This is a genomic window from Glutamicibacter sp. NPDC088483 (assembly GCF_044753145.1).
Taxonomy (GTDB): domain Bacteria; phylum Actinomycetota; class Actinomycetes; order Actinomycetales; family Micrococcaceae; genus Glutamicibacter.
Window position 1 is genome coordinate 217722 of the sequence record NZ_JBIVMP010000004.1, and the last position, 22909, is coordinate 240630.

Below are 22909 nucleotides of genomic sequence, written 5' to 3' on the forward strand. Positions count from 1 at the left end.
AACACCATGACTGTTCCAGCCATCCAGAACTCCTCGTCGTACTACTCGGACTTCGGCGGCCACCCGCCGCAGAGCGATCTGCTCACCGACCGGGCCATCGTCACCGAGGCCTATACCGTGATCCCCAAGGGCGTGCTGCGCGACATCGTCACCAGCGTCTTCCCCGAGTGGACCAACACCCGTGCCTGGGTGCTCAACCGCCCGGTCGCCGGCGGGGCCACCACCTTCTCCCAAGCCATCGTGGAAGTTGCCCCGGGCGGCGGCGCCACCAAGCCGGAGCCGCAGGCCCAGGTGCAGGGATTCATCTTCGTGCTCACCGGGCAGCTGACCCTTCTCATCGAGGGCACCGAGCATGTGCTGGTGGACGGCGGCTTCGCCTACCTGCCAGCCGGCGCTACCTGGTCCGCCCGCAATGACGGCACCGAGACCACCAGCTTCCACTGGCTGCGCAAGCGCTACGAAGTCCTGGCCGGCGTCGCCGCGCCGGGCCCGGTCGTGGGCAATGAGCGCGACATCGAACCTGGCCCGATGCCGGGCACCGATGGCAAGTGGCGCACCACCCGCATGCTCGATCCCAACGACGTGGCCTTCGATTTCGGCGTGAATATCGTGACCTTCGAACCGGGCGCATCCATCCCGTTCGCCGAAACCCATGTCATGGAACACGGCCTGTACGTGCTGGAAGGCAAGGGCGTGTACCGGATGAATGGCGACTGGGTCGAGGTCGAGGCCGGGGACTACATGTCGCTGCGCGCCTTCTGCCCGCAGGCTTGCTACGCCGGCGGCCCGGAGAACTTCCGCTACCTGCTCTACAAGGATCAGAACCGCCAGATCAAGCTGTAGCCCGGTGCTGGAGCCAGATTGGCTGTCCGGCTCAGCGGCAAAGTATTCCGCCCAGGCAGCGAGTGAAGCCCCGGCCTAGGAGAACTATGGGACTGGACAGCGTCTACTCCCTGTGTTTTGCAGTCGGGGGAGAATGAATCTGGACGGCTGCGACCTGCTCGCGGGACCCCGTCACGTGTTGCATTGCCAGGATGCTGAAGGCAACTCGATGGCCGTTTTGCTTGGCTGTTGCGTGCAGATTCAGGTGTTCAGGCGCACTCTGTCAGGGATAGAAACGCTGGCAGCTACGGGCTCCTCCGCGCACCAGCAACATTGTCGGAGCAGTAGGCCTCCTGTCAGCGAGCAACAGATTTCACCATGCTCGTGAATGGCGAGTGTCCAATGATAGTCAGGTTAGCGTGCGCTGCTCTCGCGTGCAGGGGACCTATCGGCATGAGGCGGCTCCCCCAGCTCAATGGTTCCTGGGCCGAGCAGAAGCTGGCGCCTGTCGGTAACACCTAATTTAGCGTAAGCTCGCTGCAGGTGGCCTTCAACTGTGCGTTGGGAGAGGAAAAGTTCACTCGAGATTTCTAGATTGCTTGACCCTGCGGCGGCACGCGCGCAAATTTCGTATTCACGGGAGGTCAGGACTTTGTCATCGACTAGCGCGCGGCCTAGCGCTGGTGTATTTACTGATCCTAGCGTCTGGGAAATTTCAATTGAGAGTGCAAATAGGTATGCGGCGGCCTTACGACGCCCTAGATCCCGGGCGCGTCGTGAGGCCGCCGCAGCTAGTTGGGCAGCGAGTAGCTGCTGCCCCGCCGCAAGATGTGCTGTCACTAACGGACCTACGTTAGATTCTGCAGGGTTCTCAAGCGCCTCCGTGTAGCCAGCCAGAATCTTTGCCAGAGGTCCTTGTACCTGCTGGGCGATTTCCGACAATTTCGCAGGGTCGGTGTGTAATCCGCACTGCCACGCTTCAAGCAGCAGGCGCATGGCCAGGTTCTTTCGTCCAAACGACATTGCCCGCGAAAGCTGTTCGTGCAGATGCTGCTCAGCCGCTTGCCTGCTGCCGAGTGCTGCGAGGACGGAGACAAGGCAACGCTCTGCTATCGGCCTTAGGATCTGACCTGAAACATCTGGCTCAGCTCGGTATAGACCCAGATAGAGTGCGGCCTTGGACTTGTCGCCAATAAGAATCGAAGCGTAGGCAGCTAAGGCCGCCGCATATCCCTTGACGAGATATCGATCTCCAACAGAGAGTAGTCCAATTGCTTGTTCCAAGGTTGCTAGCGCCTGGGCAGCCATGCCAGATTCGAGATATCCCATGCCTATGCTCACGAGCACGTTAGCGTGATCGACATTGGCATGTTCCAGCTCAGCACCCACTGAAGTATCGTGGAAATGAGCGGGATTCAAACCTAGCGCAAAAGCCATGGCAGGGAATGAGAAGAGCAGTTCCGAGCGGGCTGCCGCAGGCCATTCCTCCCACTGAGACGATGAGGAAAGCTGCGCGTACTCGGTAATGGCGTCTTCTGCCTGGCCTGCGAATGACATTTCGATAAAGACGTGAGCTAGAAACGCTGCCCGATTCTCGATGGGCAACTGGGGCATGGATGAGTATTCTCGCAGTTTTTCTTGATCGACAATCTTGTTAGCCCGAGAGCGAATCAGCATGAGGTAAGCGGCAATTCCGGGAGGATCCCCGGGACGAGTTTCCAGCATCTGCTCCGCCATCTCCAGCCGCCCCAGACCGGCATAGGCGATCTTGGCTGAGAGAAAACGTATTTCAGCTGAACCCTCGGGTAGCAGCTTTTCAAGCAATGCGAGAGCCGCTTCCGGCATGCCAAGTTCATACAAGGCGTCGGCTCTGGCTGCCATTAATCGTTCCCATTGGTCAGGTGAGTCGGCTCGGCTGCGGTCAAGTGTGTCGGTTAAGGAAATCACCTGGGTAAACTGCCTTGCTTGCGAAGCCTGTTCGATGTCTGAGAGCAGCTCCCCGGAGGGAACTTGGATCCCGACTTCCAGTCTGTGCCTCGTGTATTGGCTGCGTGCATCAGGATCAAACTCATCCCAGGACAGCTTTTTCTTGATCGTTTCCAGATGCTTGCGCAAGGACAACTTGCTGAGGGAGTTGACAATTAGCTGCGAAGATAATCCAGGAGCCAGCTTTAGGCGTTCTTTGCGTTCGCCTGTCACCGGATTTCTGGATAGCAGATCAACTCGCGCTAGGTCGGCATCAATTGCCTCGTCGATATTAGACCCGGCGAGCTTGCGTGCGATCTCCAATGGGATTGGTCCAATAATAGCCAGGAGTTCCAAAGTGCCTAGGACATTGCCGGGTTGTTCGCTCAAGCGACGGCTGATAAGGTCAGCCGTTCTTTTGCCTTGAGGGGTCCAACTGCGATTGAGTGTCCAATATCCCTGTTGGAGGCTCAGGGCCCCTGTAGCCAGGGCATCGAGTGCGAGTTCGCGAAGATCCTGTGGTTGTGCGCCCGAATGCTCTAATAGGGTGGTTATGGTGCTGGAATTAACCACGCCGCCGAGAACTCCGGCTAGTACCGCACCGGCATCATCGTAGGTGAGGGATGCTAGGTCGACCCTAAAGAAATTAGGTGAGGCAACTAGCGACTGCAGGTCAGCGGGCATCGACCGAACTGCGGACGTTGCTATCAGCAGGCGGATCTGGCCTGTTACGCAGAATTGACGCAAAACTGCCGCACTTTGCTCATCGACAAATTCGGCGCGGTCAAGGAGTATCCAAAGAACCGATGTTCTTGCTGCCTGGCCAATCCCAGTTACGAGTTCTGTTGGCGTTGTGCCTATCGGAGGTCCGGAAAGCTGAGCGGCCAACACACTTAAAGTGGAGAATGGAACGGCCGCCAGCGCCTTGGATCCGGTGATCCAGTTGAAGTTGGAGCAAATGCGATCCATAAGCTGCAGTGAGAACGTTGTGCAACCTGTGCCACTGTCGCCAACGACGAAAATCTGGCCGCCGTCTTGGGCCGCTTCGAGAGCAGCCTGGGCTGCATCAATACGGGAAGGCAACACGCCCCCAGAAGAGTTCGGCGAGACAGCCATTTCGCTCATAGCAGTCTCCCGGTATCTACTCGTCATGGTTGCCGGGAAAAGCTCGAAGTGCATTGAAGTCTACCCCTGCGTGAATCACGGGTAATCGTATCCTGAACAAGGGCTACACGCCCTTCAGATGCCGTACATCGACACTTTGTGACGTGATGTTCTGGAACTCCATGCTCCAGATCCCTTATACCGAGTCGTCCGTAGGGCATTCTCAAGCCGAGGCAGATGCGAACACGCTAGGAGGCTGGTTATCACAAAACACAGATGGGACCCTGCCACCTTCGCGTGGCAGAGTCCCTGCGAGTGGTTTAAGCGGAAACTACTACTGCCCCCAAGCCGGTAGTTCGCGGCCCTAGACGTCCCCACGCCCAGAGTCAACCGCATAACCTACCTGTTATCCTAGCGAAACCATGACTCTTGGACATGGGAAAACTTCTCGAAATAGGTAATCAAGTACCACTGTCCTCAAATCTAGGTAAGGCAGTGGTGTAACTTGAACATGATGGCAGCAGTGCAGGTCAGAAGCCCGGTTGAGGGCTAGTTGCCATTGCAGTCGTTCTTTTGTTGACGGTATCGATTGGAATGGGTATTGGTGTCGGCTCTCGCTGTGGCTATGCCAGCTCCGGCCGAAAGCGAGCTGAGGATCAATCTCCGTTCCAAACGCACTAGGTCGCGCTCTGAGTGACCGTCGCTTACTGGTTCCAAGGCGGCCGCTAATGCCGCGCCAACCGCTTCCTCGTCCAAGTTCATTCCCACGGCGACCAGCGCGTTATTGGCCGGATCGCTGTGGGCCGTTGCTTTCGCGAAATGGATCTGCCGGCCCACCATATTGACCAGGAAACGCTGCGTGCCGCGATCGGTGCGCAGTTTTACATGCCCCTTGAGCCGGTAGGCCGCAACCGGCGGGTGCTCCAGCAGGTCCAAGAGGGCACCCGGATCCGCCGCTTCGGGGCAGCGCACCGTCACCGCGTTGGCGTGAGGAGCATGCTCGTGGTCGTGGTGCGGGCGGGAGGCAGCCGCCAACGGCAACTCGTCGATCGGGTCTTCGTTCAGGGCGATGTCGAAGACCAGCTCGGGGTCTATGGCGGCGTGCGACGCCGGGATGATGGCAACGTGCGGGTTGATTTCGCGGATCCGTCCGCTGATCCTGGCCAGGACCGCGTCGCGGTGTTCCGGGGCAATGCGGTCCAGCTTGTTGACCACCGCCATGCTGGTGGCGCTGAAGCGGGCCGGGGCCATCGCCGCGGTATCCACGGTGTGCTCATGCTCCACCGCGTCGATCACGTCGATGATGCCGCCGAAGCGTACCCCGTGGGCCTTGCCGAAACGCAGCAGCCGATCCACGTTCAGCGGGTCGGCCGCGCCGCTGGCCTCCACGATGATGGCATCCAGGCGCAGCTTCGGCTGGCCCAGCTTCTCCAGCAGCTCGTCCAGGCCGCTGCTATCGGACAGGCAGCAAACGCAGCCGCCGGCAATGGATTCGGCCGCATCGATCTGGCCGGTGATCAGCCCGGTATCCACGTTGACCTTGCCGATGTCGTTGATGATGACCCCGACGCGGGTGCCCGGGCGGGTCAGCAAGCGGTTGAGCAGGCTGGTCTTGCCTGCACCCAGATATCCGGTGAGCACGATGACGGGGATCAATGCCGGCTCCTTTTCACTTCGACAAGCGGGCCGAGTCCATTCTCCTCGTTGCGCCAACCGTTGTCGCGTGCTGACACGCGTGCCGGATAGCGGTTACCAGGCAGGCAGTACCGGAATCGGGCCATCGGCCTCGATATGCCGGGCCTGGCCGCGGGCCAGCCATTCGATCAAGCCTTCGCGGTCCGAGCGCACCTTCAGCGCGCCATCGCCGATGACCCATTCGTCGCCCTCTTCGGTCACCAGCGTCATGCCCGGAGCGTTCTTGACGCGCATGGTCCGCACGGCGGCCTCGACGGCGTTCTCCTGGGAATCCGGGTCGGCTTCCTCGATGGTCCACGCGGTATCCAGATCATGGTGGTGGATGACCACCTCTGAGATGCGCAGGGCCACGATGGAGGTCGCCGGAATGATCTTGCCGTGAAGGTCCACCTCTTCCACGGCCAGTTCGCCGCTGAGCCGTTCGCACTGCTCGGCGAAGTATGCGGCGGCGTCCTGGAACTTCTTGACCAGTTCCTCGCGCGGCAGGGCCGCCAGCTCGTCGATCTCCGCGTCGCGGGCCTCGCGCGAGGCGTAGAGCTCCTGCGGTTCTCCGCTGGTGGCCCAGTCGATGAGCTTGACCAGGCTCCGGCCGTTGGAGGCCAAGTGCGCAATGACCTGCGCCCGGCTCCAGCCTTCGCACAGCGAGGCAGCGGCCATTTCTTCGGTGGACAGGGTTTCGATCGTGGCCGACATCATCGCGGTTTCGCGGTTGAGCCGTGACATGTCCGAGTGCAAACGAGCAGTATTGATCATGAAGTCACCCTACCAACGCGGGCGCTCCAGCAGTACGGGTTACGCCATAGATATCGAAAGCGACTCGATTCATATCCGCGCCGTGTGGGCACTGGCGGTGCCTGGCTGCGACGGCAGGAAGCTGTCCAGCAGAACACGTGCCAGGCATGCTTCTTCAGGAACCAGCAGCCACGTAGCCTAGGGGGAGAAGCAAACGACCAGGAAAGCAGTCCGATGGCGAAGAAAAAGAAGAAGCAGAAGCCCAAGCAGGGGCATCCGGCACGCCTGCAAGAGGGCGTGGTCTCCCTGGACCGGGTGAAGGTGGGGCGCGGCCTGGACGCGCTCACGCCGCAGTTCGTACGCTGGTTCTCCGAGAACCGCGATGACCCAGAACTGGCCCTGATGGTCCTTGCCGCAGTGCGCGAAACCCTGGGCATCTACGCCGAAGTCGTGGGCCTGGACAAGGTCACCGATTTTGATCCGCCCAAACTGCTGGCAGTGCTCAGCTCGATGATTGAATTCGAAGAGGCCGAGAATCCCGATGCCGCCGATAATGGGCTGGGAACCATGATCTATATGGCCTGGGCGGATTACGTCGAGTTCTTGCGCGATGCCGGTCTGTGGGAGCGCGAGGCCGAAAGCCTGGAGTGGTTCCGGAAGTCGCTGGAAGCCCAGGATCCATTCGCCGATGATGACGGCATCGATGAAAACGATGAAATTGACGAGATCATGGCATCTGACGAGGCCTCTCAAGCGGCCCTGGCAGAAATAGCCGCCATGCCGATCAGCAAGCTGGGTCGTGCCTCCTTGTCTTGGACCCTCACCGAGGGCAAGAATCTGTGGGCCAGCTTGCCGGCACCTGAATTCATGGAAACGGCCGCAATAGCGCTCGCCGACCAGCTGCCTCCGGAAGTCGACGAATCGCGCAGGGGCCTGATGGTTGCGGTCGTGCTCTCGGCACTGGAATCGGTCAGCGCCATCAAGCTGCCCGAACAGGGCAAGCCGGAGCGCGGCGTGACGTACGAAGACATCATGCAGCATGAAGATGCCGACTCCTTCGAGCCGAACTTCTACTTCATCCAGGCCTGCCTGGACTCGTTGCTGGAAAAGCCGGAAGACGGTGATGAAGCCAGCCTTGAAGCCTGGGGGCTGGCAGCGTTCTGGATCGTCGAGGGAATCGAAGGCAACCCGCATCGCGTGGCTGACCCGCGAGATGATCAATGGTCGCCAAAGGTATGGGAAACCGCGCATGTGCGCATGCATGAACTGCGCGTACTTGGCCTTATCGAAGACGGTGAAGCGTACTCGGTGCCCACCATCGTCCGCCTGGCGATTACCGACGTTGAACAGGACCTGCTCGATGAGGATGAATTCGACGACACCGATCTCGACGCGATTTTCGGCCCGGACGATGACGAGCCGAAACGCTTGAAGCGCGAAACGCCGTATACCGGCAAGGTGCTGCAGCTGAAGCTGACCCTCAAGGACGCCAAGCCGCCGATCTGGCGTCGCGTGCTGGTGCCCATGGATCTGAACCTTGGCGACCTGCACGACATCATCCAAGCGAGCTTCGACTGGTACGACGGGCACCTGCACAGCTTCTACGAGGGTGGCTTCGGCGGCACTTCATATGGTCCAGAGATTGACGACATGGACTACCAGAAGAACGAGTCGGAAACCCTGGTTTCCTCGTTGCTGCAGAAGGAAAAAGACCGCCTGGATTACCTGTACGACTTCGGGGACAACTGGGAAGTGCGCATCGACGTCGAGAAGATCCTGGATGCCGATGGCGGCCAGCTGCCGCGATGCACCGGCGGCCGGCGCATGGCTCCGATGGAGGACAGCGGCGGGATCGGTGGCTGGGAAGCCAAGCTGGATATTCTCGATGATCCAACGGACCCGGAGTACGAGGAAGTGCAAGACTGGCTTTCGAACCTCGGTTACGAAGAGGAATACGAGATCGATCCGGGGCATTTCAACAAGGACGAAGTCAATGCCCACCTGGAGTTCGAGTTCTAGGCGGCTGATTCAAGCCAGTGAACATGCCGGTGGGTTGCCAAGCTTTCAAGCTTGGCAACCCACCGGCATTTTTGGTTTTCGGCTGGTTGGCCCTCTGGCCTAGTCGTCGTCTAGCGCGGCTCCATGCGGTGTCGCTCCGCCTTCATCGGTCCAGTCCTGGCCAACTTCATCATTCAATGCAGGGTCGGAAATGGTATCGGGCTCTTGGGCCTCTGCCTTGTGCAGTTGGGCTTCAGGGTTGTTCTCGCTCATAAATCCATCCCTCTCGTTGCTTGGAATGCCAACCTAGCAAGAACCGGCGGGCATCAGAAGCTGCAGAACCCGCTTTTCAGGAACCCCTAAGGTAATCGTCAGCGCGCTTGGCTCGGGGCCACAGTCGATGCACGGATAACGAGTTTGGGAGTGAAAACGAATTGCTCGCGGACCGCTTGGTCGCCCGCTTCTGCTTCGCGCAGCAAGACGTCAACAGCGGTTCGCCCGATTTCTTCTGCTGGCTGGCGCACGGTGGTAATCGGGATGACGGCCGACTCGGCGAAGTCGATATTGTCGTATCCCACCAGAGCAATATCCTCGGGAACGCTGAGTTCCCCGGACATCACCAGGGCCTGCAGGATGCCCAACGCGAGCAGGTCGTTGGCCGCAAAGATCCCGTCGGGGCGCTGTGCAGGATCCATGGCAAGAATACGCTCTCCGGCTGCCCGTCCTTCCAGCACAGTCAGGTTCTTGGTAGGCATGTGCTCCAGCACGGCATCCGGGGCTTGCGCCAATACCGATTGGGCCCCCGTTAAACGGTGCTGGACCTGTTCGATGCTCTGCGGTCCGCCGACGAAGGTGATCCGCTTTCTGCCAATGTCCAGCAGGTGCCGTACGGCAATTCTTCCGCCTTCCACATCGTCCACGGAGACCGATGAAAAGCTGCGGTCGCCACTTCCGCGGTCCACCAGCACCACTGGCGTGCCCGCTTCGCGGATCCGCCAGAGCCGGCTCAAGTCGCTGTGCAAGGGGGAGATGAGTACTCCGGCGACGCGTTGCTCTTCGAAGAGATCCAGCAGTTGCTGTTCGGTGCTCAGTGAGTTGTCGCTGGCTCCCATCAGCACGGTGTAGCCGTTGTCCAGGGCGCGATGCTGGGCGCCCTGGGTGACGTCCATGAAGAACGGGTTGCGTGCATCGAGGACGACGAGCCCGAAACTCCGGCTGCGGCCGGCACGCAGTTGCCTGGCCGCATCGTTGCGGACAAAGCCGAGCTTCTCGATGGCTGCGGTGACCTTAGAAACGGTGTGTTCGGAAACAACCTGGGGCCGGTTGAGCACGTTGGAGACGGTGCCTACGGAAACGCCCGCCTCGGCGGCAACTTCCTTGACGCTGACGGCCACAGAGCTTTCCTGTTCTTCGGTGAGTTGTTCTTCTGCGAGTATAACTGGCGCACGGATGGGAACTGGAATTCCGACAGCTTTTTGAAAGGATTCAAAAGAATGCGGCATTCGCTCGACCAACCGCTTGCAATTCAAGTGTGACCTGCTCTACACTCGAATTTCGAAGCGATTGAAACGATTCATTTTTGCGCAAAACGAATCGGATCGCACAGTTTTGCCCACCCAGTTCCAGCGGTCCGGAAGAGTAGTACGATGCGAGTTTGCTTTCAATTGCAGGTCAATCCCGACCTGATCGACGAGTATGTGTCGCGCCACCGGGAAGTGTGGCCGCAGATGCTCCAAGCCATCGAAGAAGCCGGGCGTCGCAACTACTCACTCTTTCTGCGCGAGGACGGGTTGCTGATCGGCTATTACGAAACCGATGACGACAGCATTGCCCAGGCCGCCTTGGACTCCGACCCGCGCACCGCAGCGTGGGAAGCGGAAATGAGCCGATTCTTCCTCAGCCTGGGCGGCCGGCCAGATCAGCAAGCGCCGCGCCTGCGCGAGGTCTTCAATCTCGAAAACCAGCTGGCCGCACTTGCCGCATCCCAGCAGTAGAAGCCCGCAGAATTACTAGAAATGGAGAGTTCCATGAGCTCGAAGCTGAACCCTGAGCACCTGCAAATCCTTGACCGCCTTGCCATCGAAGTCCCTTCCTGGGCCTATGGAAATTCGGGCACCCGCTTCAAGGTCTATTCGACCCCCGGGACCCCGCGCGATCCCTTCGAAAAAATCGCCGATGCGGCTGAAGTCAACCGATTGACCGGACTGGCTCCCTCGGTGGCCCTGCACATTCCGTGGGACAAGGTCCAGGACTTCACCGTGCTGCGCGAGCACGCAGAAGGCCTGGGCGTCAGCCTCGGAACCATCAATTCGAATACCTTCCAGGATGACGATTACAAGTTCGGCGCCTTGACCCATGAGGATCCGAAGATCCGCCGCAAGGCAATCGACCACCACCTCGAATGCATCGACGTAATGGATGCCACCGGAAGCCAGGACCTGAAAATCTGGCTGGCAGAGGGCTCGAACTATCCAGGCCAAGCGGATATGCGCGGGCGCCAGGACCGGCTAGGCGATTCGCTGGCCGAAATCTATGCGCGGCTTTCCGGAGACCAGCGCCTGGTGCTGGAGTACAAGTTCTTCGAACCGTCCTTCTACCACACCGACGTGCCCGACTGGGGAACGTCCTATGCCCAGGTTGCGGCCTTGGGGGATCGGGCCATGGTTTGCCTGGACACCGGGCACCATGCGCCAGGCACCAATATCGAGTTCATCGTGATGCAGCTGCTGCGGCTTGGCAAGCTCGGATCCTTCGACTTCAATTCCCGCTTCTACGCGGATGACGACTTGATCGTTGGCTCGGCAGACCCGTATCAGCTGTTCCGCATCATGGCCGAGGTGATCCGCGGTGGCGGACTGGACCAGGACACGCCTGTGGCCTTCATGCTCGATCAGTGCCACAACGTGGAGAACAAGATCCTGGGCCAGATCAGAAGCGTCCAGAACGTGCAGGAAATGACGGCCCGGGCGTTGCTGATCGACCGCGTAGCGCTGACTGAAGCACAGATTTCCGGTGATGTCCTGGCCGCCAACGAGATCTTCATGGATGCCTTCTACACCGACGTGCGGGCCGACCTGGAAGCATGGCGCGCAACGCGCGGCCTGCCAGCCGATCCGCTGCAGGCCTTCCGCACCTCCGATTACCAGAGCCGAATCGAAGCATCGCGCGCTGGTGGCGTGCAAGCAGGATGGGGAGCCTGATCATGAGCACCGCAGCAAAGAAGCGCGGCATCTCCGGGTGGAAAGCCACCATTGCCGTAGCCATGAGCAATTACATAGAAGCCGGAGCCATCATTGCGCTGGCCACCAGCCTCAGCCTGTGGCAGGGCGCGTTCGGATTCGACGACGCGCTGGTCGGTGTCATCGCTGCCGTGTCGGCCAACGCGTTCGGCGCGGCCCTGGGTGCACTGATCGGCGGACCGCTCTGCGACCGTCTGGGCCGCAAGTTCATCTATACCTACGACCTGATCGTGTTCATGGTCGGCGCCCTGATGATCACCTTCTCCTCCGGTACGAGCCTGCTGATCATCGGCGTGGTCCTCATGGGCATTGCCGTGGGCGCAGGCGTTCCAGCTTCCTGGACCTACATTGCCGAGGAGGCTCCGCAGGAATCGCGTGCTGCGCACGTGGGCACCGCTCAGCTGGCGTGGTCGATTGGCCCAGCCATCGGCTTCGCGCTGGCGATCCTGGTTGAGCCTTGGGGCGTGAACGGCTCCCGGGCAATCTTCTTCCATCTTTTCCTGATCGCCGCTGTCACTTGGTGGGTCCGCCGCGGATTGCCCGAGTCCAGGAGGTGGAAGGAGCAACGCGCCGCGGAAACGGCAGCTGGCGTGAAAGCCTCGTTCTTCTCCGGCATGCGCGGGCTGCTGGCCGACCGCCGCAACTGGAGCGCCCTCTTCTTCCTGCTCGGCGTCTATGGGCTATGGAATACCGTGGCAGGGCAGGCCGGCATTTTCCAGCCTCGCGTCTATGCTGCCGCTGGCGTTGAATCCGCTACCCAGCAGAACCTGCTCCAGGTGCTGGTCTGGGTGCTGACCGCCGCCGCAACCTATTTCGGATTCATGAAATACGGAGACCAGGTCTCGCGGCGTTGGCTCTACTTCGGTGGCGCCCTGCTGGGTGTTGCGGCCTGGACCGTGCTGATCTTCGCTCCTCCAGGTGCCTTCTCCCTGCTGTTCTACGCAGTGGCTTGGGGCATCTCGGCGGGCATCGGCGCGCAGGCTTTCTACGGGCTATGGACCGCGGAGCTCTTCGCCACGCGCTACCGCGCCAGTGCACAGGGCGTGCTGTTCATGCTTGCCCGGGTGCTTGTCGGACTGCTCTCGTTGGTGTTCCCGGTACTGCTCACCAACCTGGGCTTGGAAAAGCTTGGCCTGCTGATCATCGGCCTGCTGGTCGTTGCGTTGCTGATCGGCACCATTTGGGCGCCGGAAACGCGAGGCAAGTCGCTGGAAGAGATCGAACTGGAGCGCTATGGATATGAAACCAGGGCCACCAAAGTCGACGCCTGAGAACCACTGCCCCCATGCACACTAACGAGTCGGAAGACAAGAACACCATGAGCAACACCATCGCGACACGCACCACCGCACAGGAACTGATTCAACGATCCAACCGGTTGGGTGCAGACAAGAAGAACACCAACTACGCCGGTGGAAACACCTCGGCCAAGGGCACCGCGAAAGACCCGGTCACCGGTGAGCAAATTGAGCTGCTCTGGGTCAAGGGATCGGGCGGGGACCTCGGCACGTTGACCGAAAAGGGGCTGTCGACCCTGCGCCTGGACCGCATGCGCTCGCTGGTGGACGCCTACCCGGGCGTGGAGCGCGAAGACGAGATGGTCGCGGCCTTCGATTACTGCCTGCACGGCAAGGGAGGCGCCGCGCCATCCATTGATACCGCAATGCATGGGCTGGTCAACGCAAACCACGTCGACCACTTGCACCCGGACTCCGGCATTGCCATTGCCACTGCCAAGGACGGCCGGGAGCTGACCGCAAGGATCTTCGGCGACAAGGTGGCTTGGGTGGACTGGCGCCGCCCCGGCTTCCAGCTGGGACTGGATATTGCCGCGATCAAGGACGCCAATCCGCAGGCCGTGGGCTGCATCCTCGGCGGCCATGGCATCACCGCCTGGGGCGATACCTCCCAGGAATCCGAGGCCAACTCGCTGTGGATCATCGACACCGCCGCTGCCTACCTTGACGAGCACGGTGCACCGGAGCCCTTCGGTCCTGTGGTTCCAGGATTCGAGCCGCTGGACGAGGAGGGACGCCGGACCCGCGCCGCCGCATTGGCCCCGAGCATCCGCGGCCTGGCCAGCACCGACAAGCCCATGGTGGGGCACTTCAGCGATGACCAGCGAGTCCTGGATTTCCTCTCGCGCCAGAAGCTGGCGCAGCTGGCGGCCCTGGGCACCAGCTGCCCGGACCACTTCCTGCGCACCAAGATCAAGCCGATGGTGCTGGATCTTCCCGCTACCGCAGGCGTATCGGAGCAGATCGCTCGCCTGGAAGAACTGCATGCGCAGTACCGTGCTGACTACCAGGCCTACTACGAGGCCCACAAGGACCTGGACTCCCCGGCGATGCGCGGGGCCGACCCGCTGATCGTGCTGGTCCCGGGCGTCGGCATGTTCTCCTATGGGGCGAATAAGCAGACTGCACGGGTCGCTGGCGAGTTCTACCTGAATGCCATCAACGTCATGCGCGGCGCCGAAGCGGTCTCCAGCTATACGCCGATTTCCGATGCCGAGAAGTTCCGCATTGAATACTGGGCGCTGGAGGAAGCCAAGCTGCAGCGCATGCCCAAGCCCAAATCCCATGCCGGGCGCATCGCCCTGGTCACCGGTGCCGCGTCGGGCATCGGCAAGGCCGTGGCTCAGCGGCTGGCAGCCGAGGGAGCCTGCGTGGTCATCGCAGACCTGGATCTGGACAAGGCGCAGGCCGCCGCGGCGGAGCTGGGCACCGCAGATGTGGCCGTTGGCGTCGCCGCCAACGTGGCCGATGCGCACGCCGTGCAACGTGCTATCGATGAGGCGGTGCTGGCATTTGGCGGATTGGACCTGGTGGTGAACAACGCGGGCCTCTCGCTTTCGAAGCCCTTGCTGGAAACCACCGAGGCCGACTGGGACCTGCAGCATGATGTGATGGCCAAGGGATCGTTCCTGGTTTCCAAGGCCGCGGCCAAGGTGCTGATCGAGCAGAAGCTCGGCGGCGATATCATCTATATTTCCTCCAAGAACTCGGTCTTCGCAGGTCCGAACAATATTGCCTACTCGGCCACGAAGGCCGACCAGGCGCATCAGGTGCGCTTGCTGGCCGTGGAATTGGGCGAGCATGGCGTGCGCGTTAACGGCATCAACCCCGATGGCGTAGTGCGCGGCTCCGGGATCTTCGCCTCCGGCTGGGGTGCCCAGCGTGCGGCGACCTATGGCGTGGCAGAGGAGGACCTGGGGCAGTTCTACGCAAACCGCACGATCCTGAAGCGCGAGGTCATCCCGGAGAACATTGCCGATGCCGTGTTCGTGCTGACCGGGCCGGAACTGACCCGGACCACCGGATTGCACATTCCGGTGGATTCCGGAGTGGCGGCAGCCTTCCTGCGATGAGCAAGCAAGCAGAGAGCGCGCCGGTCGCAGCTATCGACCTCGGCGCCACCAGCGGACGTGTCATGATCGGCCAGATGGTGGACGGGAAGCTCCAGCTCACTGCCGTCCACCGTTTCGCCAACGGACCGGTTCCGCTGTCGAGCCTGGAACCAGGGGCGCGGCAAGAAGCGCTGGCCTGGGATATCGATGAGCTCTGGGCGCAAATTCGCCACGGCCTCTCGCTGGCTTTCGCGCAACGCGGGGATATCGCCAGCATCGGGGTGGACTCCTGGGCGGTGGACTATGCGTTGCTCAAGGACGGCAAGCGCCTGGGAGAAGTGCGGCATTACCGGGATCCGCGCAATGAGCGCGCGGTTGCTGCGCTGGAACAGAAATTCAGCCGGCGCCAGTTGTTTGCACGCAATGGGCTGCAATTCCTTCCGTTCAACACCGTGTACCAGCTGCAAGCCGAGAAGTTGGAAAACCGGTTGGCGGACGCCGAGGAGCTGCTGCTGGTTCCCGACTATTTCAACTGGATGCTCACAGGGCAGCGGCGCAGCGAGTGGACGAACGCTTCCACTACCGGGTTGCTGAACCACAGCACCGGTACATGGGACGAGGATCTGGTTGCTGAACTGGGGCTTTCGGGAAAGCTCGCGCAGCTAGTGCACCCTGGCCAGCCGGTGGGCGCACTGCTGCCCGAGCTGGCTGCGGAATTCGGAGCCAGCCACGAAGTCCAGGTAGTAGCGGTCGCTTCCCATGACACGGCCAGCGCAGTGGTCGCGACCCCGCTCTCCAGCGGGCAATCCGCCTATATCTCTTGCGGAACGTGGGGATTGGTTGGTGTGGAGCTGGACCGCCCGGTACTCACCGAGCAAGCGCATCAAGCGGGATTCACCAACGAGCTGGGGCTGGATTCCAGTGTCCGGTTCCTGAAGAACGTCGCCGGAACCTTTCTGCTCAGCGAGTCGATCCGCCAATGGAACGACGACGCGGAAGCCGCCGGAAGGGAAGAAACCAGCTTGGAGCAGCTCCTTGCCGAGGCCGCGGAATTGCCTGTTCCCCAGATGCTGATCGATCCTCAAAGCGAGCGGTTCCTGGCTCCTGGCCAGATGGCCCAGCGCATCTGCGATGCGGTGGAAGCCGCCGGCGGACAGCGCCCGTGCTCACCTGCCGAAGTGATCAGGGTGGTCGTCGAGTCGCTGGCTCAGAGTTTCGCCCGCCAAGCTGCAGAAGCCGCGCGGTTGGGTGGATTTGAGCTGGAGAACATCCATATTGTCGGGGGCGGCTCGCAAGGCCAGCTGCTGTGCCAGCGCACTGCAGACCATGCGCGCGTGCCGGTCATTTCCGGACCCGTGGAATGCACCGCCCTGGGCAACGTGCTCGTGCAGTTGCAGGCGGCTATGCCTGCAGGTGGTGATGCATTGAACCTGCGCGACGTGGTGCGCGACTCGGTGCCGCTAGGCGCCTACGCCCCGTCGCAGGCCCTGAAGCTGGCCTAGATCCGTGTGGGATATCTAGGCCGTCGTTGACCCTCCAGCCCGATGGGGCTGGAGGGTCGAACTTTTTACACCTTGCGCTGCACGAATACCACGGCATCCTCCAGGGTCGCCGGATTGCCATCGGGACCGATGATGGTGCGTTCGCGGACCTCGGCGCACAGCACCTCCCACTGCGCCGGATCCAGAGCCAAAGCTTCCAGTTCCTCTTCGGGGCTGGGGAACACGGGCATCTGGTGATCGGGCTTGCTGGCGAAGGACGGCATCGATGCATGGGACAGGGCCAGCAGGTGGCCGCCGGGTGCGACCAGGGTCGCTGCCTTGCGCAGGAAGCTGGCGCGAGGGAATTCAAAGGGTGCCTGGAAGAAGCTCAAGGTCACCAGGTCGAAGGTTTCCCCGGTATTCCACGCAGCCAGATCCGAGGCGATGAAGCGGGTCTGCCCCGCGTCCAGACCGTGCTTGGCCGCTTCTTCCTGCGCGCGCTTCACCGCGGTGGGCGAGATGTCGACCCCGGTAGCCTTCCAGCCATGGGTGGCCAGCCACAGCGCATCGCCTCCCTCCCCGCAGCCGATATCCAGCGACGTGCCGGGGGCCAGCGGGGCGACAAGGTTCTCGATGACCTGGTTGACCTTGCCTGACCAGACCCGCTCGGACTGGCCGTAGTGGTTCTCCCAGAAGGCGACATCATCATGTTCTTTGGTGTGGTGTTCGTGGTGGTGGCTCATTTTCGTTGTTCCCCATTCGTCAGTAAGGCCGTTGTTATCGACCCTACTGACGATCGACCCCATGCGCGATCAGTTTTGCGCCAGAGGCAAGAATCGCTGCTCCTACCTTGCACTGACCTTGCCGAAGAGCCGGGCAATGGATGCGAGGATCATTGGCCGGCAGGCCAGCCAGGCGCCGGCGATTACGAGCAGCGAGAGCGCGAAGAAGAGCAGTCCGGTCCAGTTATCCGCGTACGCGGCTGGATCCGTGGAACCCTGGGCCGCGTACATGTGGTTCAGGTTGCGCAGCGCCCCGGTGGAGAACACCAGGATCACGTGCACGAGGATGAACACAGCGAAGTACAGCATGGTTGGGAAGTGCAGCGCGCGGGCAACCTCGATCGGGTACTTCGCGGTCAGTGCTGGCATGTTCTTCGGCCAGAAGGCGCTGAGCCGGAAGCCGGTGATCGCCGCGACCGGGGCCGCGATGAACACGGTGGTGAAGTAGGCCAGCTGCTGCAGCGAGTTGTAATTCACCCAGCCGTTTTCGGTGGGCCAATCCAGCGTCAGGTACTGCAAGGCCGCCGAAATCGCGTTGGGGAAGACCTCCCACGACGTCGGGACGATGCGCATCCAGTGGCCTGTGGCGAACAGCAGCACGAGGAACACCAGGCCATTGATGATCCACAGCAGGTCAAGACCCTGATGCAGCCAGAGGTTGATGCTCACCTTCGGGCTGCGCTTCGACGACCAATAGGCAGGCGGCTTCTTCTGGTGCCTGACCAGCATGCCAGAACGGATGATCAGGACCATCAGGAAGAAGTTGAAGAAGTGGTTCCATGCCAGCCAGCCAGGGAACCCGAGAGGTGCCGAGTCCGGCAGGTGGTACTCACCCGGGTAGCGTTCCATGAATGACTCCACGGCATCGATGCCGGCAATGCCGCGGGCAACGAGCACCACGGCAGTGGCGATGCCCAAGGCGCAGAATGCGCCAAGGATTCCAGCCAGCACCCACTGCTTGGTCGTCAGCGGGCCATGCTTGGCCGCTTCTTTCTTGCTCTTCGCCGCTGCCTGGGGTGCCGGCTTGCTCGCGCGCCCGGCGGTCGACGCGTTACTTGCCGCGGCTGCTGGCGCGGCAGGTTCCTGCGCACCCATGCGGGTACGGGCAGGAGCAGCCTGCACCTCGGCGGCCGCAGGCTCCGAGACCAGCGCGGCGCCGGATGCCTGGCCCACCGGATCCGCGGGTGCTGGCTCTGCCCTCGGCGGGATGGCCGGTGCGGCCTGGGCTTGGGCAGCTTCCGCAACCGGTGCCGGCGGGAGCGCAGGCGCTGGAGCCGTTGGAGCCGCTGGGGCCGCTGCAGCCGCGGCAACAACGGGAGCGGCCACGAATGAACTTGGGGGCCACGGTTCTGCGCCGGCGGTGCGCGGCAGGCCACGGCGAACTGCTGGTGCCCCGGCACTGGAAACCGCTGCGGCCGGGGCGGTACCCGCGGTGGCAACTGGTTCGGGGGATGCCGGCGCTGATTCAGTTACTGGTGCCACAGCCGGTTCGGCAACTAGCTCGGCAACTAGCTCGGCAACCGGCTTGGATGCTGGTGCAGCGGAAGCGTTCTGCGATGCGGCTGGAGCGTTCGCGGCGACTGGCGTTCCCGCAGGCGGCCACGGCCCGCCGCCGGCAACCCGTGGCAGGCCCTGGCGAAGTAGTCCGGCAACCGCGCCCTGATCTGCAACAGGTTCCGGGGCCGGTGCGCTGGCTGCGGAACTAGCAGGTGCTTGGGCAGGCGTTGGTTCCGCAGGAACCGACGGGCCAACGGGCTGGTCGAGAACCGGTTCTGCAGCATCCTCGACCGCGCTAGGCCCTGCCGGGACCGCGGCGCCTGCAGCGGGAGCGAGCAGCTCGGCTGGCGGCCAGGGATCGCCGCCGGCGACGCGCGGCAGCCCCTGGCGGATGGATTGATTTGGTGCGTTCATGGCGATCAGGCCTTGCGTGCTTCCAAGGCGGAAATCAGCTGGGGCACGACCTTGAAGACATCCCCCACCACGCCGAAGTCGGCGATCTCGAAGATTGGCGCATCGGCATCCTTGTTGATGGCGACGATGGTCTTGGCGGTCTGCATGCCCGCCTTGTGCTGGATGGCTCCGGAAATGCCCAGTGCCACGTACAGCTGGGGAGAAACTGCCACGCCGGTCTGGCCCACCTGGGCGGCATGCTCGACGTATCCGGCATCCACCGCCGCACGCGACGCGCCCACGGCAGCGCCCAAGGCATCGGCCAGCTGGTGCACCAGGTCGAACTGCTCCGCGCTGCCCAACCCGCGGCCACCGGAGACCACGCGTGCCGCGGAACGCAGCTCGGGACGGGTGGATGCCGTTTCGGCCGTTCTCAGTTCCTTGACCTCGACCTCCGGCTTGCCGCTGGCGGCTACTTCCAGCGGGATCGCGCTCGCCGGTTGGGCCTGGGCACGCTCTTCGATGCTGCCCACGCGCACGGTGATCACCGGCGCGCCGAAGGTCGGGGCGCTGTGGGTCGAATACGCGCCGCCGTAGATCGAGTGGGCTGCGATGATTCCCTGGTCATCACGCGAAACACCGAGCGCATCGACGCTCAGCGCCAAGCGGTGGCGCACCGCGAAGCGTGCGGCCACCTCGCGCGAAGCCAGGGTATGCCCCAGCAGCACGGCTTGTGGCTGGATTTGCCCGAAGGCCTGCTGCAGCGCGTCAGCCATCGGCGCGGTCAGCACTGGAGAGTCGACGGCGGCGGTGAGTACCTGCGCGGCGCCAGACTCGCTGGCTTGCGCCGCCAGTGAATCAAGGGATCCGGCCGGAGCGGCGACAAGCGCTACCGGGGTGCCCACGGCAGAGGCGGCGCCGAGCAGTTCCGCGTGGTTCTTGGCCAGCGTTCCAGTGGCCGTGGTCTCGAGGAAAACAAGAATTGAATCAGAAGCAAAGGAAGTCATGGTTTTCTTTCCGCTCACACCAGGTTGTTCTTGACGAGGAATTCGGCCACTGCGTTACCGGCATCGCCGTCATCGGCAATGACAGTTCCGGCGGTGCGGGGCGGGCGCTGGGCCACCGAAACCATGATGGAACGCGCAGTATCCGCAGGCAGGGACTCGACGCCCAAATCGGCCAGGGACAGGGACTCGACCGGTTTCTTCTTCGCGGCCATGATGCCCTTGAAATTCGGGAAGCGGGCATCTGGCAATGCCTCGGTGATCGAAGCGACCGCTGGCAATGGAGCGCTGATCTGGGCGGCAGCGCCATCCAGCTCGCGCAATCCGCTGATCGCGCCGTCGGCAATTTCTACCGAGGACAACGAGGTCGCCGCCGGAAGATCAAGCAGCTCGGCCAGCATGACCGGGAGCATGCCCGCGGAGCCGTCGGTGGACATGTTGCCGGTGAGGACCAGATCGTAGCTGCCTCGGCGCAAAGCCGCCGCCAGGACCTGCGCGGTGAGGACCAGATCGGCGCCGAGAAGCTCCTCGTCGCTGATATGCACGGCGCTGGCAGCGCCCATGGCCAAGCCCTTGCGCAGGGTGGCCTGAGCTGAATCCGGGCCCATGGTCAGCACGGTGATTTCAGTTCCAGGGTTCGCATCAGCATGCTTCAGCGCAACTTCCAAGGTCCGCTCGCCGATTTCATCGAGCACCACTTCTGAAGCGGCACGGTCGGCCAGGCCGGTCTCCAGATCCAGCAGGCGGTCCTCTCCGGTATCTGGGACTTCTTTGATCAAAACCGCGATCTTCATTATTTTCTCCCTCTTATCGCAGTAGCATCTGCCAGGACATCCGATGGCTGGAAATCACCAATGATCCGGGGCTTCGCGGACCACTGAAGCGGCCCCCGCCGAAACTACTAGGAAATCCAAGTTCATTAATAGGCCACGGCGCAGATTTTCTGCAGAGCTGAAAGCATTGTGTCGCAGGCTACGTCTGTCTTTGCTGTTCATCTTGTCGGATTCAGCGCCATTGGTCAATGAAAGTGGACAAGAAAACAGCAAGTGAGCACCTTGAACACCAAAGGTCCACGGTCCGGCGGGGTCACCCGGGCACGCTTCCACGCAGGTGAGCCGCATCGCGCTATTCGCCCGGCTTCGGGCGGGCACCGTAGGCTTTAACCAGAGACCAATTTCGGAACCAAAGGACGGCTCATGGCCAGTAAAAAGCGTCAAGGCAAGAAGAACTCGGGCGCAGGAAATCCTGCCAAGGCGGCAGCACGCGGTCGCAGCGTGTTCCTGATCCAGGCTGAACAGCAGATCAATGCGCTTCGCCATGACTACACAACTTGGGTAGCGCAGCAGGTTCCTGCCTTCTCGCCTGAGCAGGCGGCGCAGGCAGCGGGCATGCAGCTGGACGTCATCGGGCAGATCGCAGGCCAGTACGCCGAGAACGCCCGCAGCTCGAACCTGTTCGACCTGGACATCGATGTCTTCGGCGAGACCTTGGCTGAGCACCTGGGCGACCTGCCGGAATCCTTGGCTCCGGAGCCGATCTTCACCACATGGCTGGAATACTTCAGCTTCGTCGAGCAGCGCATGCTCTGGCAGGGTCCTGCGGAGAACCTCGAAGCCCTGCGCGAGATGCTGGAAGATACGCTCAATGGTTTTGCCGAGGGCGACGCGGAGCTATGCGGATTGCTGCGCGAAACCAGGTTGTTCAGCCAGGTCAAGGCCTATGCCCAGGCGGTGGCCGAAGGCGTGGACATGGAGGACTTCAGTGCAGCAGCCGAAGCGCCGCGCGCCAAGGTATTGACTGCCGTTGGCCTGGACGCCGAAACCTTCGACCCGGAAGGCCCGGCGCCACTAGCCTTCAACTACATCTGGAGCGCCGGCCGGATGTCCGTCGTGGAGTCGGAAGGATCGGTGTTGCGCACGGATCCGGACGCCTACGAATTACTGGTTGCCGGCGAGGAAGCGGGCAGTGCGCAGCTGCTCTTCGAGATGGCTGTCGGCTGCGTCCAGGCGCACCTGAACCCGACCTTCGATGTCACCTTGCGGGATGAAGCCCATTACCTGGTGCTGCGCAACCTGCTGGTCACCGCATCCACCGGCCGCGAAGGGGACTTGGAGGGCCTGCGCCGCAACTGCGGTCCGAAGATCTACGATGCCGTGCTTCCAGAAGCCCGCACCGCCATGGATTCCTTGGTTGGCTACGGTCTGATTTCGAAGGACGGCGAGCACTACAGCATCGACGAGCGCTTGGTTCCGGTCATCTCCGCCGGCATCTCAGAGGTCGAGGCCTTCTTCGAAGAAGCCGAATAAGGCAGGGGATGATACCCGCAGAGGCACCAGTCTGCGGGTATCATCCAACCTAGGAAGATATTCGCTAGTAGCAAGCAGGCAATCGCTAATGGGCAAGAAAATCAGTTGGCCAATGAGCTGGCTGGCTGCAGCCAGCGGGATCCTCTTTGCGGTGCTGCTGCTGATCGTGGATCCGCTGATCGCGGATGCCCCATGGTGGTCCGAACCCGACCTGTGGGTGCCCTTGGCGTTCCCGCTGCTTCCATGGCTGGCAGTTGCCGGCGTGATGGCATGGCTGGGAAGCGCAACCGAGCACTGGCTGCACGCTCTGGTGTTCAGCTTCAGCGCCCTGGCCGCCGGGGTGGTTCCCGGCCTTTTCTGGACGCTACTGCTCTTTGACGCTTTCCCGGATTCCGCCAGCCCGCAGCTTCCCATGGCCGTCTCGCTATTCTCGGGTGCGGTGGCAATTGCGCTGGGAGCAGTTGCAGGCGGGCGGGCAATTTTCAGGCGTTTCAGGAAAGCCCGGCTGGCCGCCGTGGCGAACTAGGCGGCGGGGCGAAGCC

Annotated in this window: 18 protein-coding genes; 9 read left to right on the forward strand and 9 right to left on the reverse strand. The window is 62.0% G+C overall.

All coding sequences use genetic code 11. The features are described from left to right. Nucleotides 1–6 precede the first annotated feature (6 nt). Nucleotides 7–843, forward strand: coding sequence for a bifunctional allantoicase/(S)-ureidoglycine aminohydrolase (locus ACIP6G_RS10130; protein ID WP_400289801.1), 837 nt, complete (start codon nt 7–9; stop codon nt 841–843). A 393-nt stretch (nt 844–1236) separates the two neighbouring features. Here the strand turns inward: ACIP6G_RS10130 and ACIP6G_RS10135 are convergent, their stop codons facing one another. The 3 genes from ACIP6G_RS10135 to ACIP6G_RS10145 form a co-directional block, all read right to left on the reverse strand. Continuing rightward, on the reverse strand, nt 1237–3912 hold the full coding sequence (locus ACIP6G_RS10135) for a response regulator transcription factor (protein WP_400289802.1): 2676 nt from the start codon (nt 3910–3912) through the stop codon (nt 1237–1239). Nucleotides 3913–4440: 528 nt separating this feature from the next. Next, a complete protein-coding gene (locus ACIP6G_RS10140; RefSeq protein ID WP_400289804.1) occupies nt 4441–5547 on the reverse strand; it encodes a CobW family GTP-binding protein in 1107 nt (368 codons plus the stop codon). A gap of 93 nt (nt 5548–5640) precedes the next feature. Then, a complete protein-coding gene (locus ACIP6G_RS10145) occupies nt 5641–6339 on the reverse strand; it encodes a maleylpyruvate isomerase family mycothiol-dependent enzyme (protein WP_400289806.1) in 699 nt (232 codons plus the stop codon). A 213-nt stretch (nt 6340–6552) separates the two neighbouring features. Between ACIP6G_RS10145 and ACIP6G_RS10150 the strand changes: the two genes are divergently transcribed. Then, entirely contained in the window at nt 6553–8337 is a 1785-nt protein-coding gene (locus ACIP6G_RS10150) for a plasmid pRiA4b ORF-3 family protein (RefSeq protein WP_400289808.1), read from the forward strand. 99 nt (nt 8338–8436) lie between these two features. Here the strand turns inward: ACIP6G_RS10150 and ACIP6G_RS10155 are convergent, their stop codons facing one another. Both ACIP6G_RS10155 and ACIP6G_RS10160 read right to left on the reverse strand, forming a co-directional pair. Beyond that, on the reverse strand, nt 8437–8589 hold the full coding sequence (locus ACIP6G_RS10155; RefSeq protein ID WP_400289809.1) for a hypothetical protein: 153 nt from the start codon (nt 8587–8589) through the stop codon (nt 8437–8439). A gap of 98 nt (nt 8590–8687) precedes the next feature. Continuing rightward, a complete protein-coding gene (locus ACIP6G_RS10160; RefSeq protein WP_208294242.1) occupies nt 8688–9710 on the reverse strand; it encodes a LacI family DNA-binding transcriptional regulator in 1023 nt (340 codons plus the stop codon). Between the two features lie 252 nt (nt 9711–9962). On the opposite strand from ACIP6G_RS10160, the gene ACIP6G_RS10165 reads away from it, so the two are divergent. Genes ACIP6G_RS10165 through ACIP6G_RS10185 form a run of 5 tightly spaced genes read left to right on the forward strand, consistent with a single transcriptional unit; the run spans nt 9963 to nt 16406 of the window. After that, complete coding sequence (locus ACIP6G_RS10165) at nt 9963–10310, forward strand: L-rhamnose mutarotase (protein ID WP_400289811.1); 348 nt, start codon at nt 9963–9965, stop codon at nt 10308–10310. A gap of 33 nt (nt 10311–10343) precedes the next feature. Then, nucleotides 10344–11516: an L-rhamnose isomerase gene (gene rhaI, locus ACIP6G_RS10170; protein WP_400289813.1), complete on the forward strand. Its 1173-nt coding sequence runs from the start codon at nt 10344–10346 to the stop codon at nt 11514–11516. A gap of 2 nt (nt 11517–11518) precedes the next feature. Then, nucleotides 11519–12826 carry an MFS transporter gene (locus ACIP6G_RS10175; protein ID WP_332730802.1) on the forward strand — a complete coding sequence of 436 codons (1308 nt, stop codon included), beginning with the start codon at nt 11519–11521 and terminating at the stop codon, nt 12824–12826. A gap of 47 nt (nt 12827–12873) precedes the next feature. Continuing rightward, nucleotides 12874–14925, forward strand: a complete 2052-nt coding sequence (locus ACIP6G_RS10180) for a bifunctional aldolase/short-chain dehydrogenase (protein ID WP_400290087.1) — start codon at nt 12874–12876, stop codon at nt 14923–14925. Further along, nucleotides 14922–16406, forward strand: a complete 1485-nt coding sequence (locus ACIP6G_RS10185; protein WP_400289815.1) for a rhamnulokinase family protein — start codon at nt 14922–14924, stop codon at nt 16404–16406. Before ACIP6G_RS10180 ends, ACIP6G_RS10185 begins: the two co-directional genes overlap by 4 nt. A gap of 65 nt (nt 16407–16471) precedes the next feature. On the opposite strand, the gene ACIP6G_RS10190 is transcribed toward ACIP6G_RS10185, so the two are convergent. The 4 genes from ACIP6G_RS10190 to ACIP6G_RS10205 form a co-directional block, all read right to left on the reverse strand. Then, nucleotides 16472–17128, reverse strand: coding sequence for a bifunctional 2-polyprenyl-6-hydroxyphenol methylase/3-demethylubiquinol 3-O-methyltransferase UbiG (locus ACIP6G_RS10190; RefSeq protein WP_105656498.1), 657 nt, complete (start codon nt 17126–17128; stop codon nt 16472–16474). A gap of 102 nt (nt 17129–17230) precedes the next feature. Beyond that, complete coding sequence (locus tag ACIP6G_RS10195) at nt 17231–19078, reverse strand: cytochrome b/b6 domain-containing protein (protein WP_400289817.1); 1848 nt, start codon at nt 19076–19078, stop codon at nt 17231–17233. 5 nt (nt 19079–19083) lie between these two features. Then, nucleotides 19084–20064 (reverse strand): electron transfer flavoprotein subunit alpha/FixB family protein, encoded by a 981-nt coding sequence (locus ACIP6G_RS10200; RefSeq protein WP_400289819.1) that lies wholly within the window; start codon nt 20062–20064, stop codon nt 19084–19086. 14 nt (nt 20065–20078) lie between these two features. Continuing rightward, nucleotides 20079–20855 carry an electron transfer flavoprotein subunit beta/FixA family protein gene (locus ACIP6G_RS10205; protein WP_105656495.1) on the reverse strand — a complete coding sequence of 259 codons (777 nt, stop codon included), beginning with the start codon at nt 20853–20855 and terminating at the stop codon, nt 20079–20081. 402 nt (nt 20856–21257) lie between these two features. Here ACIP6G_RS10205 and ACIP6G_RS10210 point away from each other — a divergent pair, with 402 nt between their 5' ends. Further along, a complete protein-coding gene (locus ACIP6G_RS10210) occupies nt 21258–22367 on the forward strand; it encodes a hypothetical protein (RefSeq protein WP_400289821.1) in 1110 nt (369 codons plus the stop codon). Nucleotides 22368–22455: 88 nt separating this feature from the next. After that, complete coding sequence (locus tag ACIP6G_RS10215; RefSeq protein WP_400289823.1) at nt 22456–22893, forward strand: hypothetical protein; 438 nt, start codon at nt 22456–22458, stop codon at nt 22891–22893. The last annotated feature ends 16 nt before the right edge of the window (nt 22894–22909 follow it).